At 64.8% G+C, this 12,811-nt stretch carries 11 protein-coding genes; 5 read left to right on the top strand and 6 right to left on the bottom strand.

All coding sequences use genetic code 11. The features are described from left to right. The 5 genes from NFW30_RS13890 to NFW30_RS13870 all read left to right on the top strand — a co-directional run. Positions 1 to 113 (top strand): F0F1 ATP synthase subunit delta (locus NFW30_RS13890; protein ID WP_295372294.1); only part of this gene is annotated, 113 nt, incomplete at its 5' end. Positions 114 to 123: 10 nt separating this feature from the next. Beyond that, positions 124 to 1,662 carry a F0F1 ATP synthase subunit alpha gene (gene atpA, locus NFW30_RS13885; protein WP_295353990.1) on the top strand — a complete coding sequence of 513 codons (1,539 nt, stop codon included), beginning with the start codon at positions 124 to 126 and terminating at the stop codon, positions 1,660 to 1,662. Positions 1,663 to 1,680: 18 nt separating this feature from the next. Next, positions 1,681 to 2,544 (top strand): F0F1 ATP synthase subunit gamma, encoded by an 864-nt coding sequence (gene atpG, locus NFW30_RS13880; protein ID WP_295353988.1) that lies wholly within the window; start codon positions 1,681 to 1,683, stop codon positions 2,542 to 2,544. A gap of 36 nt (positions 2,545 to 2,580) precedes the next feature. Then, positions 2,581 to 3,981: a F0F1 ATP synthase subunit beta gene (gene atpD / locus NFW30_RS13875; protein ID WP_295353985.1), complete on the top strand. Its 1,401-nt coding sequence runs from the start codon at positions 2,581 to 2,583 to the stop codon at positions 3,979 to 3,981. A 66-nt stretch (positions 3,982 to 4,047) separates the two neighbouring features. Further along, a complete protein-coding gene (locus tag NFW30_RS13870; RefSeq protein WP_295353983.1) occupies positions 4,048 to 4,470 on the top strand; it encodes a F0F1 ATP synthase subunit epsilon in 423 nt (140 codons plus the stop codon). Positions 4,471 to 4,536: 66 nt separating this feature from the next. Here the strand turns inward: NFW30_RS13870 and NFW30_RS13865 are convergent, their stop codons facing one another. The 6 genes from NFW30_RS13865 to NFW30_RS13840 all read right to left on the bottom strand — a co-directional run bounded on the left by NFW30_RS13865 (position 4,537) and on the right by NFW30_RS13840 (position 12,640). Next, entirely contained in the window at positions 4,537 to 5,142 is a 606-nt protein-coding gene (locus NFW30_RS13865; RefSeq protein WP_295353980.1) for a hypothetical protein, read from the bottom strand. Positions 5,143 to 5,158: 16 nt separating this feature from the next. Next, the gene (gene ubiE / locus NFW30_RS13860) at positions 5,159 to 5,902 is read right to left on the bottom strand and encodes a bifunctional demethylmenaquinone methyltransferase/2-methoxy-6-polyprenyl-1,4-benzoquinol methylase UbiE (protein ID WP_295353977.1); all 744 of its coding nucleotides are present in this window, start codon (positions 5,900 to 5,902) and stop codon (positions 5,159 to 5,161) included. Between the two features lie 26 nt (positions 5,903 to 5,928). Continuing rightward, positions 5,929 to 6,357, bottom strand: a complete 429-nt coding sequence (locus NFW30_RS13855) for a DUF971 domain-containing protein (RefSeq protein WP_295353974.1) — start codon at positions 6,355 to 6,357, stop codon at positions 5,929 to 5,931. A gap of 134 nt (positions 6,358 to 6,491) precedes the next feature. After that, positions 6,492 to 8,099 carry a hypothetical protein gene (locus tag NFW30_RS13850; RefSeq protein ID WP_295353971.1) on the bottom strand — a complete coding sequence of 536 codons (1,608 nt, stop codon included), beginning with the start codon at positions 8,097 to 8,099 and terminating at the stop codon, positions 6,492 to 6,494. Between the two features lie 34 nt (positions 8,100 to 8,133). Next, positions 8,134 to 8,565, bottom strand: coding sequence for an HIT family protein (locus NFW30_RS13845; RefSeq protein WP_295353968.1), 432 nt, complete (start codon positions 8,563 to 8,565; stop codon positions 8,134 to 8,136). Positions 8,566 to 8,764: 199 nt separating this feature from the next. Continuing rightward, the gene (locus NFW30_RS13840; protein WP_295353965.1) at positions 8,765 to 12,640 is read right to left on the bottom strand and encodes a DUF3683 domain-containing protein; all 3,876 of its coding nucleotides are present in this window, start codon (positions 12,638 to 12,640) and stop codon (positions 8,765 to 8,767) included. Between the last annotated feature and the right edge of the window lie 171 nt (positions 12,641 to 12,811).

The raw sequence follows: 12,811 nt of genomic DNA, 5'->3' as shown, positions 1-12,811 counted from the left end.
TGGTCGTCGATCAATCGCTGATCGGCGGCGTCAAGATTGTCGTTGGCGACCAGGTGCTCGATACCTCCGTCCTCGGAAAGATCGAGAGCCTGCGGTTGGCGCTCAAGAATTAGGAGAATTTCCATGCAGTTGAATCCTTCCGAAATCAGCGAACTGATCAAGAGCAAGATCGAGAATCTTGCGATCAGCGCCGATCTGCGCACCCAGGGCACCGTCGTCTCGGTGACCGATGGCATCTGCCGTGTTTACGGCCTGACCGACGTCATGCAGGGTGAAATGCTCGAGTTCCCGGGCAACACCTTCGGCATGGCGCTCAACCTCGACCGCGATTCGGTCGGCGCCGTCGTCCTCGGCGAATACGACCAGATCAGCGAGGGCGATACCGTCAAGACGACGGGCCGCATTCTCGAGGTGCCCGTCGGACCGGAGCTCCTCGGCCGCGTGGTCAACTCGCTCGGGCAGCCGATCGACGGCAAGGGTCCGATCAACGCCAAGCTGACCGACAAGATCGAGAAGGTAGCCCCCGGCGTCATCTGGCGCAAGTCGGTTTCGCAGCCGGTGCAGACCGGCCTCAAGTCGATCGACGCCATGGTGCCGATCGGCCGCGGCCAGCGCGAACTGATCATCGGCGACCGGCAGACCGGCAAGACCGCGGTTGCCGTCGATACGATCATCAACCAGAAGGGCCAGGATCTCATCTGCATCTACGTTGCGGTCGGTCAGAAGGCCTCGACGGTCGCCAACGTCGTTCGCAAGCTCGAAGAGAACGGCGCCATGGAGTACACCATCATCGTCGCCGCAACCGCTTCCGAGTCGGCAGCGTTGCAGTACATCGCGCCCTACTCGGGCTGCACGATGGGCGAGTACTTCCGCGATCGCGGCCAGGATGCGCTGATCATCTACGACGACCTGACCAAGCAGGCGTGGGCCTACCGCCAGGTCTCGCTCCTGCTGCGCCGGCCGCCGGGTCGAGAGGCCTATCCGGGTGACGTCTTCTACCTGCACTCGCGCCTGCTCGAGCGCGCGGCGCGCGTTTCGGCCGATTGGGTCGAGCGCTTCACCAACGGCGAGGTCAAGGGCAAGACCGGCTCGCTGACCGCCCTGCCGGTCATCGAAACCCAGGCGGGCGACGTATCCGCATTCGTGCCGACGAACGTGATCTCGATCACCGACGGCCAGATCTTCCTCGACACCGACCTCTTCAATGCCGGTATCCGTCCCGCCATCGACGCCGGCATCTCGGTCTCCCGGGTTGGCGGTGCGGCGCAGACGAAGGTCATCAAGAAGCTCGGCGGTGGCGTGCGCCTGGCGCTTGCCCAGTATCGCGAACTCGCGGCGTTTGCCCAGTTCGCCTCCGATCTCGACGAGGCCACCCGCAAGCAGCTCGACCGGGGCCGGTTGGTGACCGAGCTGATGAAGCAGCCGCAGTATTCGCCGCTCACCATCTCCGAGATGGCGATCACGCTGCATGCGGTCAACAAGGGCTACTTCGACGACCTGGATGTCAAGAAGGCGCTCGCCACCGAGAAGCAGATGCACGGTTTCGTCAAGCAGAAGTACCCGGACCTGATCACGAAGATCGAGACGAGCAAGGATCTTGATGCCGACGCCGAGCAGAAGCTGAGCAAGGCGATCGAGGAATTCAAGGCCACTCTGGCCTGATCGAGCGAGGAGATCGCCATGCCCAGCGGCAAGGAAATCCGCACCAAGATCAAGAGCGTCGAGAGTACGCGCAAGATCACCAAGGCCATGGAGATGGTGGCCGCGTCCAAGATGCGCAAGGCGCAGGACAGGATGCGGGCCGCCCGCCCCTATGGCGAGAAGATCCGTGTCGTTGCCGGCAATCTTTCGCACGCCCTGACCGACTACCGGCACCCCTTCCTCACCGTGCGCGAGCAGGTGAAGTCGGTCGGCCTGATCACCATCACCTCCGACAAGGGACTCTGCGGCGGCCTCAATACCAACGTGTTGCGCCTCGCCCTGGCCAAGATGAAGGAGTGGGACGCCGAAGGCAAGAAGTTGCGGGTGACGGCGATCGGCAACAAGGGCCTCGGCTTCATGCAGCGTGCCGGCGCCAACATCGTTTCGCAGCTCACCGGACTCGGCGATACCCCGCACCTGGAGCGGCTCATCGGCCCGGTCAAGGTGCAGCTCGATGCCTACATGAAGGGCGAGATCGACGTTCTCTACATTGGTTTCACGCGTTTCATCAACACCATGAAGCAGGAGCCGACGCTCTACCAGCTGTTGCCACTGGCGGGTGATCTGGTCGGCGGCCCGGGCAACCGCTGGGACTACCTCTACGAGCCCGATGCCAAGACGGTGATCGACGATCTTCTCGTGCGCTACGTCGAGGCGATGATCTATCAGGCCGTCGCCGAGAACATGGCGTCCGAACAGAGCGCCCGCATGGTTGCGATGAAGTCGGCATCGGACAACGCGAAGAACGTCATCGGCGAGCTCAAGCTGGTTTACAACAAGGCCCGCCAGGCAGCGATTACCAAAGAGCTTTCGGAGATCGTCGGCGGCGCAGCGGCTGTCTGACCACGGATAATCAGTTTATTGTTTAGGGATACGACGATGAGTCAAGGAAACATTGTTCAGTGTATCGGCGCCGTGGTGGATATCCAGTTCCCGCGTGACGCAATGCCCAGGATTTACGACGCGCTCGAGCTCGACAAGGCGGAAGAGTCGGACATGTGCGAAGCCGATCTGGTCTTCGAGGTGCAGCAGCAGCTCGGCGACGGCATCGTCCGCACCATTGCCATGGGGTCGTCGGATGGACTGCGCCGCGGCATGAAGGTGAACAACACCGGCAGCGGGATTTCCGTGCCGGTAGGCGACGCGACCATCGGCCGGATCATGAACGTCCTCGGGCGGCCGATCGACGAGGCGGGCCCGATCGCCACCGACGAGCGGCGCGAGATCCACCAGTTGGCACCGAAGTTCGACGAGCTGTCGCCGTCGGTCGACCTGCTGGAGACCGGCATCAAGGTCATCGACCTCGTCTGCCCCTTCGCCCTCGGTGGCAAGGTCGGCCTCTTTGGCGGCGCCGGCGTCGGCAAGACCGTCAACATGATGGAGCTGATCAACAACATCGCCAAGCAGCGTTCGGGTCTCTCGGTTTTTGCCGGCGTTGGCGAGCGGACGCGTGAAGGCAACGACTTCTATCACGAGATGAAGGAGTCGAACGTGCTTGACAAGGTGGCGATGGTCTTCGGCCAGATGAACGAGCCGCCCGGCAACCGCCTGCGCGTCGCACTGACCGGCTTGACCATGGCCGAGCGTTTCCGCGACGACGGCCGCGACATCCTGTTCTTCGTCGACAACATCTATCGCTACACGCTGGCCGGTACCGAGGTCTCGGCGCTGCTCGGCCGGATGCCTTCTGCCGTGGGCTATCAGCCGACGCTGGCGGAAGAGATGGGGCGCCTGCAGGAGCGGATCACCTCGACCAAGGTCGGTTCGATCACGTCGATCCAGGCCGTCTATGTGCCTGCCGACGACCTGACCGATCCGTCGCCGGCCACCACCTTCCTGCACCTCGACTCGACCGTCGTCCTGTCACGCGACATTGCCTCGCTGGGTATCTATCCGGCCGTCGATCCGCTCGACTCGACCTCCCGCCAGCTCGATCCGCAGGTCGTCGGCGAAGAGCACTACGCGGTCGCGCGTGCGGTCCAGATGACGCTGCAGAAATACAAGGAACTGCGTGACATCATCGCCATTCTCGGCATGGACGAGCTGTCACCCGAGGACAAGCTGGCGGTATACCGGGCACGCAAGATCCAGCGCTTCCTGTCGCAACCATTCCATGTTGCCGAGGTCTTCACCGGCTCGCCGGGCAAGTTCGTTCCGCTCAAGGACACGATCAAGGGCTTCAAGATGATCGTCGACGGCGAGTGCGACAACATCCCCGAACAGGCCTTCTACATGGTGGGTGGCATCGAGGAGGTCTTCGAGAAGGCCAAGACCCTTTAAGGCGCCGATCGGGCAACGTCGCGCCACCAGCTTTCGGCCGGCGGCGGGACACAGCAAGGAACTACCATGGCAATCAGAGTACACGTTGATGTCGTCAGCGCCGAGGAACTGATCTTTTCCGGCCAGACCGATTTCGCTGTCTTCCCCGGCGAGGCCGGCGAGCTGGGCATCTACCCGAAGCACACCCCGTTGCTGACGCGCATCAAGCCCGGCACAGTCCGTCTGAAAGTCCCGGACCGCGATGAGTACGAACTGGTATACGTTTCGGGAGGCATGCTGGAAGTCCAGCCGGAACTGATTACCGTGCTGGCCGACACGGCAATCCGGGCGCACGACCTGGACGAAGCAAAGGCGGCGGAGGCCAAGCGTCGGGCCGAGGAGGCACTGCGCGATCGTACCTCGGGGATCAATCTGGCGACGGCGGAAGCGGAACTGGCACAGGCGGTCGCCCAGTTGCAGGCCATCAAGAAACTGCGCAACCGTCATTAGCAGCTGCTGTCGGCGACAGCAGCCAGCAGGGCAGGGGCAGCCGTCACCGCGGCTGCCCTTTCTTCGTCACGGGGTCTGGCGGCTCGCTTCCAGCCTGCTCAACCTCTTCTCCAGGCGCGCGAGGTCGTCACGAAGCAGATCGACCTCGTCGCAGAAACCCTGGATGTCGCGTCGGCTGGCGATCTCCGCCGCTTCCTCGGTCAGGTACTCGGCGACCGCGCCCGCCAGCCTGCTTGTCGCCTGCCAGTGCCAGCGGGCGACGTGTCCGGCGAGCTGCAGGCCGCGACGGGCAGCGATGTCGCCGACCAACTGCGACAGATCCTCCTCGATATCCCAGCGCAGGTTGCCGAACACCTGGCTCAGGGTCTGCGCCAGATCGGCCGAGCCGGCGATCGTCGCCGCCGCGAACACCGCAGCCCGGTCGCCAAGAAGCCGTGCCGGAGTGTCTGCGGGAAGTTCGATGCTGACCGTTGCGACCGTCGCGACCGTCGCGCTCGTTCCGGCCGCGTCGCGTTGCAGCAGCCCCCGCTCGTCTATGACCACCCGCAGGAACTCTCGTCCACCAAGGCGCAGGCTTGCGGACTTGCCGACAAATGCGGCAAGGCGTTCGCGTGCCCAGTCGTCCGTTTCCAGCAGGTGGTTGGCGAAAGGCAGCACGACCGGGGCGATCATCGCGCGGCGGCCAGCTTCAGAACCTGAAGCCGCGATGCAGCGCCACGACACCAAGGGCAAGGTTGAAAAATTCGACGTTTTCCAGTCCGGCCCGCTCCATCAGTGCCTTGAGAGCCTGCTGGTCGGGGTGAACACGAATCGACTCGGCCAGGTAGCGATAGCTCGCCTCGTCACCGGTGACCATCTGGCCAAGGCGCGGAATCAGCTTGAAGGAGTAGAAATCGTAGGCTGGGGCCATTGGCTTCCAGACCTGGGAAAACTCGAGCACGAGCAGTCGTCCGCCGGGGCGCAGCACGCGCCGCATCTCGGCCAGCGCCACGTCCTTGTGGGTCATGTTGCGCAGACCGAAGGCGACCGTCACGCAATCGAAGTGCTCATCCGGGAACGGCAGCCTCTCGGCATCACACTGCGCCACGGCAACGATGAAACCCTTGTCGGCCAGGCGATCGCGGCCACGAGCCAGCATGGCGTGGTTGATGTCGGTCAGCCACACCTCGCCTTCGCCAGACAGCCTCCGGGCGAATGCCAGCGACAGGTCGCCGGTCCCTCCGGCAACGTCGAGTATGCGCCAGCCGGGGCGGACGCCACTCCTGGCGATCGTGAACGCTTTCCAGAGGCGGTGCAGGCCGGCCGACATGAGGTCGTTCATCAGGTCGTAGCGCTCGGCGACCGAATCGAAGACATCCGCGACGTGCCGGGCCTTCTGGTCTTCGGCGACCTCCTGGAACCCGAAGTGGGTCATGCTCTTGTCGCTGCTCATCACCGCGTCCCGGAACGTGCTCGTCGTCAGGATTTCCGGCAGCCGCCAGTTGCCTTGACGGACCGTGCAGCGGGCTGCGCCGCGTCATCGCGGCTCGCGCCGGCGAGTCGCAGGCGATCCAGGTAGCCTTGCCATAGCGTGTCATGATTCCTGCCCAGGTCATACAGCAGATCCCACGAATACAGTCCGCTGTCGTGCCCGTCGGAGAAGACCGGCCGGATGGCGTAATTGCCGACCGCCTCGACTCGCTCGATGTCCACCATACGCTTGCCGACCTGCAGGACCTCCTGCCCCTGTCCATGGCCGCGTGCCTCCGCCGACGGCGTGAAGACGCGCAGGAACTCGTAGCTCAACCGGAAGCACTCGCCGCCATCGAAGCTCAGTTCAAGCAGGCGCGACTTCTGGTGCAGCTTGATCTCGGTCGGGATTCTGGTACTTGCGTCCAGGCCAGCCATGGCGGTCTCGGTGAGGATTGACGACGCCACATGATAACGCAAAAGCGGCGCACCGGCCGCAGTGGAACGCCAGCGGCGGCCGGATCGAGGCGTCGCCGGCAAACCTCAGGTCGGTGGGCCGCTGCCCGTCGCTGCTAGAAGGCGACGAAGCTGACCCGCTCGAAATCCGGGCCGTCGCCGACCACGTGTTGCAGCCGTACGCGCGTCAGTCCTTCGTCGTAGACTTCGAGCACCCGTTGTGGGCGATACCAGCCACGGGGAATGATCAGCGTCGGCTCCGAACCCATCGCCGGCAGCGCCGGCAGGAGGAAGGCACGGCTGAAGAGCGCGGATGCATCGGCATCGATGCCCAGCATGCGGGCGGCGATGGCCCGGGGCCTGCCGGGCAGGGCTGCGACCCCGACCGTCAGGCTGTCATCGCTCTCCTGCATCAGCCAGACGACCTGCGCCAGCAGATAGGAGTGGCCATCATGGGGACAAAGGGCAAGCAACTGGCCTCCCTCGATCCTCGTGCCAGCGAGCGAGCGCAGCATGCGGAAGCCGTTGGCGCACTGGTCGACAACCGTCCAGTTGTCGAGGTGGAGCCCCAACTGGGACTGACGGACCTCGAGAACCTGGGTCGGGTCCAGCATGTGACGAAAGGCGAAAAGGTTGTCGAAATCCTGGCGTGAATAGGTGTTGCCACTGTCCGGCTGACTGAACTCGCTGCCCGAGATGTGGAAGTGCATGCCGACGAAGCCGGTACACACCCTGGCGGTACCTGCGGCATCGTGTCGACGGAAGCGGCGCCCGGAGCGCATCAGGCACCACGGCCGATAGAGCCGGTTGAGGAGACGCTGGCACTGTCCGGTACTGCAGTCTTCACCAAGCCCAAGTTGTGCCGGTGCCATGCGCTGCTGCAGTTGCGTCCTGGCGGCGCTGATCTGCATCGCCAGGCGAGAGCTGTCGAGGCGGCGGATGTGGTCGGTGACCTGGCCACCGACCGGGCTCCGCAGGCCGCCATCGTGCATCAGATCGACCACCAGCGCCGGAAGTGGCTCACCCGCGACAGGTGGCTGCAGACTGACCAGTGGTGCCCAACTGTTTGCCCAGCGGCGCACGAGACCGAGATCGACGGCGGAGAGGCTGTAGGGGCCGGCGAGTTCGAGCAGCAGCAGGGCGACGGTGGCCGCCATGCAATGCGTGCTGCGCCCATGGCAATCGAGAGAATCGGCGACCGGCAGGGTCGCGATGCCCCATTCCTCGGCGCTGGCGTAGTAGCCGTGGAGGTTCAGCCACAAGCCTGCCGGCAATTGTCGGCGGGCGCGAAAGTGCTCGGTGATGGCCATGCCGGTGTAGTAGATGCAGCGATGCAGGATCAACGCCAGGCGTTCGGCCTGCGCAGCGCTGTCGCCGGGACCCTGCAGTTGCGCGCAGTGGGCGTAGGCGCGAGCGGCCTTGAGCCAGGTTCCGACCACTTGCCGGAAGGCTTCCTCCTCGCTGCGACCGAGCGGCAGCGCCTTGTTCGTGTAGCGGCGCGCGAGTTCCTCCTCGATGAAGCAAAGCGAGATGCGCGTCTGCTCGAGGAGTTGCAGGTACACTTCGGCAGCCGGGGGGCTCTGCAACAGGCTGTCGAGGAAGTGGTTGATCTCGCACTCGGCGCGCTCGGAGTTGGCCAGGGGAAGGCGGGAAAGAAGCTCGAAGCCGCTTTGCAGGTCGGCAATCCTCATTCCTGCTCGGGCTTCCGCGAGGGCTGCATTCATGATGTCCTCCTCTTTCTCTTCCATGAAGCCAAGACTAGCGGGTGCGTAGTGCGTGGATGATCTGGTCCGCCAGGTGACGACCGTCGACCTCGCGGCGGTGCGGCGCCGGCGCGCGCTGCGGCGTTGCCCAGACCGGCTGCGGAAAGTGCGGGTCATCCCGCCAGCGTGGAATCACGTGCCAGTGCAGATGCGGCGTCATGTTGCCGAGGCTCGCGAGATTGATCTTGTCGGGCTGGTACAGGGCGCGAATCGCCTTCTCGACGCCAAACAGCACGTGCATCAGCCTTATCCGCTCATCTTCACTGAGATCAGTCATCTCGCGCACATGGCGGTTGAGGATGACGCGGCAGAAGCCGGGGTAGTCGGGATCACCGACGGCTACGACGCGACACAGCTCGCTCTCCCAGATCACCTCTCCGCCTGGTGATTGGCATAGCTCACAATCCTCGATACGGTGTTCAGCCACCTGCAGACTCCTCGTCGATCACGCGGCGCTTCTGCGCCCGTTTGAGGCGAACGATACGCACGCGGGTGGACCAGCGTTAGGAAATAGGTCACGGACGGGGAACCGACAGACGCAAGCCTGTGGCAAACGTCACGAGTCGTCGCGCATCGAGCCCTGCCCGGTGAGCCGACGTCGCCGCGTGTGCGCCCGCACCCGCTGGCTAGACGAGAACCCGTTCGATGCCGCCATCGCTGGCGGCACTGAGGTAGCGCGCCATCCAGTCCTCGCCGAGCCGGCGGCGGACGATCTCGACGACGATGTAGTCGGCGACGGTGTCGGCGTCGCCGTTGTATCGCGACAGTCCCTGCAGGCACGAAGGGCAGGCCGTCAGGATCTTGACCTCGCCACTGAAACCCGTACCGCGCAGCCTGGCGGCAGCCTTCTCGATCTCTTCCTGCTTGCGGAAGCGGACCTGCGTCGAGACGTCCGGGCGCGTCACCGCCAGCGTACCGGACTCGCCGCAGCAGCGCTCGGACAGTTCGACTGCCTGGCCCAGCAGCTGGTTGACCACCTTGATTCCCGGCATCGTGCGCATCGGCGCATGGCACGGGTCGTGGTACAGGTAGCGGCTGCCGCTGATCCCGGCGAGCCGGATACCCTTTTCGAGGAGATACTCGTGAATGTCGAGCAGGCGGCAGCCGGGGAAGATCTGCTCGAAGTGATACTTCTCGAGCTGGTCCATGCAGGTGCCGCAGGAGACGATGATGGTTCTGATATCCAGGTAATTCAGCGTGTTGGCGACGCGATGAAAAAGCACCCGGTTGTCCGTCGTGATCCGGCGGCCCTGGTCGGCTTCGCCGGCCGCCGTCTGTGGATAGCCGCAGCACAGGTAGCCCGGCGGCAGGACGGTCTGGGCGCCGATCTCCCAGAGGATCGCCAGCGTCGCCAGTCCGACCTGTGAGAACAGACGCTCCGAGCCGCAGCCCGGGAAATAGAAGACCGCCTCGCCGTCGTAATCGGCGGCGGCAAGTCTTCGCGGGTCACGGATGATCGGCACGATGCGCTGGTCCTCGATGTCCAGGAGCGCACGCGCCGTGCGCTTCGGCAAACCGGAGGGCATCGGCTTGTTGATGAAATGAATGACCTGCGAACGCAGCGTTGGCGTGCCGACTGTCGTTGGCGGCTGTCGCGTCTGGCCGCGCAGCAGCCCCAGCCAGACCGCGCCGCGGTGTGCCAGCCGCTGCGCCCGGTAGCCCCAGTCGATCATCAGCTTGCGCACGAGCTTGATCGTCACCGGATCCTGCAGCGTCAGGAAAGCCATTGCCGCCGCCTTGGCGGGAACGAACTTCTTTCGTCCCTGTTCGCGCAGCAGGTTTCGCATGCCGATCGAGACGTCGCCGAAGTCGATGTCGACCGGACAGGGGTTGACGCACTTGTGGCAGATGGTGCAGTGGTCGGCGACGTCGCTGAACTCGTCGAAATGCCGCAGCGAGACGCCGCGGCGAGTCTGTTCCTCATAGAGAAAGGCTTCGATCAGCAGCGAGGTTGCCAGGATCTTGTTGCGTGGCGAGTAGAGGAGGTTGGCGCGCGGGACGTGCGTCGAGCACACCGGTTTGCACTTGCCGCAGCGCAGGCAGTCCTTGACCATCGCCGCGATGTGGCCGATCTCGGATTGTTCCATGATCAGCGATTCGGTTCCGAGCAGCGAGAACGAAGGGGTGTACGCCCGCGCCAGGTCGCCGCCCGGAAGGAGTTTGCCCTGGTTGAAGTGACCGGCGGGATCGACCCTCGACTTGTAGTCGCGAAAGGGCTGCATCTCCGCTTCACTGAGGAACTCGAGCTTGGTCATGCCGATCCCGTGCTCGCCGGAGACGACGCCATCGAGCTCGCGCGCGAGGTGCATGATGCGTTCGACGACCGTGTAGGCCGCCTGCAGCATCTCGTAATCATCCGAGTTGACCGGTATGTTGGTATGCACGTTGCCGTCGCCGGCGTGCATGTGCAGGGCGACGAACAGGCGGCTGCGCAGGACCCGGCGCTGGATCGTCGCGATCTCGTCGAGCACCGGGCGATAGACCAGCCCGTCGAAGATTCCCGCGAGCTGCGGCCTGAGCTCTGTCTTCCACGAAACGCGCAGCGAGTAATCCTGCAGGCGATGGAACAGCGTTGGCGCCGGCGCCTGGTTCTGCAGCGGTCCGACAGAGATGCCCAGCCTGCCGAACTGCTCTTCCGCTGTCGTCAGCGGCAGGTCGAGGTGGTCGAACAGCCATTGCCAGCGGTCGCGCACGCCGCTGACCGCCTCCAGTGCCGCCGCACGCCGCTCGCCGACCAGTGCCTCCGCGTCCAGCGCGGCGTCGCCCTGATGCAGCGGCAGGCTGCCGCGCAGGAAGCGCTCCAGCGCATCGCACAGCGCCAGCTTGTTGCGCAGCGACAGCTCGATGTTGATGCGCTCGATGCCGTCGCAGTATTCACCCATGCGCGGCAGTGGAATGACCACGTCCTCGTTCAGCTTGAAGGCGTTGGTGTGGCGGGAGATGGCAGCCGTGCGCGCGCGGTCGAGCCAGAACTTGCGCCGTGTTTCGCCGTCGACGGCGATGAAACCCTCGGCGCCACGCAGGTTGCACAGGCGCACGACCTCCGACGCGGCGCGCATCACGGCCGCTTCATCGTCACCGACGAGGTCGCCCAGCAGTACCATCTTCGGTCGCCCGGCCGTCTCCGCGCGGCGTTTGGCCTTGGTGGCGTAGCCGACGGCGCGCAGGTAGCGCTCGTCGAGGTGCTCGAGACCGGCCAGCAGGACGCCGCTTCGTCTGCCGGCGCCGTCCGGCTTGAAGTGATCGGTGATCTCGACGATCGCCGGCACGGCTTCGCGGACCTGGCCGAAGAATTCGAGGCAGACGGTCCGCGTGTGTCGCGGCATCCGATGCAACACCCAGCGTGCGGCGACGATCAGGCCGTCGGTTCCCTCCTTCTGCACGCCCGGCAGACCGGCGAGGAACTTGTCGGTGACATCCTTGCCGAGGCCGCTGCGGCGAAACTGCCGCCCGGGCACCGTGAGGATTTCGGGTTCGCCATGCGGGGTGCGCCCGTCGCGTCGCAGGCGCCTGATCTCGAAGCGGACCGATTCCTGCTCGTGGATCTTGCCCAGGTTGTGATCAAGGCGGGTGATCTCCATTTCGTGCCCGGTGGCGTCGACCATTTTCCACCAGGCCAGATTGTCCAGGGCGGTGCCCCAGAGTACGGCCTTCTTGCCGCCGGCGTTCATCGCGATGTTGCCGCCGATGCACGAGGCTTCGGCCGACGTCGGGTCGACGGCGAAGACGTGGCCGGCAGCAGCGGCGGCTTCGGCGACGCGGGCGGTGACGACTCCGGCGCCGGTGCGGATCGTCGCGCACGGCCTGTCGCAGCCGGGCAGCGTCAGCTCGTCGACGGCGCCGAGGTCGATCAGCTTCTCCGTGTTGATGACGGCGGCGAGTGGGGTCAGGGGAATCGCGCCACCCGTGTAGCCGGTGCCGCCGCCACGCGGGATGATGCTCAGGCCGAGCTCGATGCAGTCACGCACCAGCGGTGCGATCTCCGCCTCGCTGTCCGGATGGAGGACGACAAAAGGATACTCGACGCGCCAGTCGGTGGCGTCGGTCACGTGCGAGACGCGCGCCAGCCCATCGAAGGCGATGTTGTCGCGGCGCGTGTGCCTCGCCAGGACGCGGGCGGCCCGGGCACGCAGCCGGGCCGTCCCGGCGAAGTGCTGCTCGAAGTCGTCTACCGCCTTGCCTGCGGCGACCAGCAACTGCTGGACGCGGCTGTTGCCGTGGCGGCGCTTTTCGATCTCGCGCAGGCGATGGCGCAACGCCTCGACCAGCGCCTTGCGGCGTGGGCGACTCGCCAGCAGATCGTCCTCGAGGTACGGGTTGCGCTGCACCACCCAGATGTCGCCGAGCACCTCGTAGAGCATGCGTGCCGATCGGCCGGTGACCCGCTCGGCGCGCAGCTGGTCGAGCAGCGACCACATTTCTTCGCCGAGCAGGCGAATGACGATCTCGCGATCGGAAAACGAGGTGTAGTTGTAGGGAATCTCGCGCAGGCGTGCGTTCATGCATGTTCCCGGCGGCTGCCAAAGGACGCATTCTAACTTACCGCAATGCAGCATCGCAGCGTTCGCGGGCTGCCTTCGACCGTCGCGCTCAAGCATTGCAGTCGCGCTGCCGTAAGCTAAGGCGATATCGTTGATTGTTCATACCGTTGTATGCGATATTTCGAGTCAGTT

Source organism: Accumulibacter sp., from assembly GCF_023806635.1.
Lineage (GTDB): Bacteria > Pseudomonadota > Gammaproteobacteria > Burkholderiales > Rhodocyclaceae > Accumulibacter.
The sequence above is the reverse complement of the archived record's forward strand: the minus strand, read 5'-3'. Positions and strand labels throughout refer to the sequence as shown.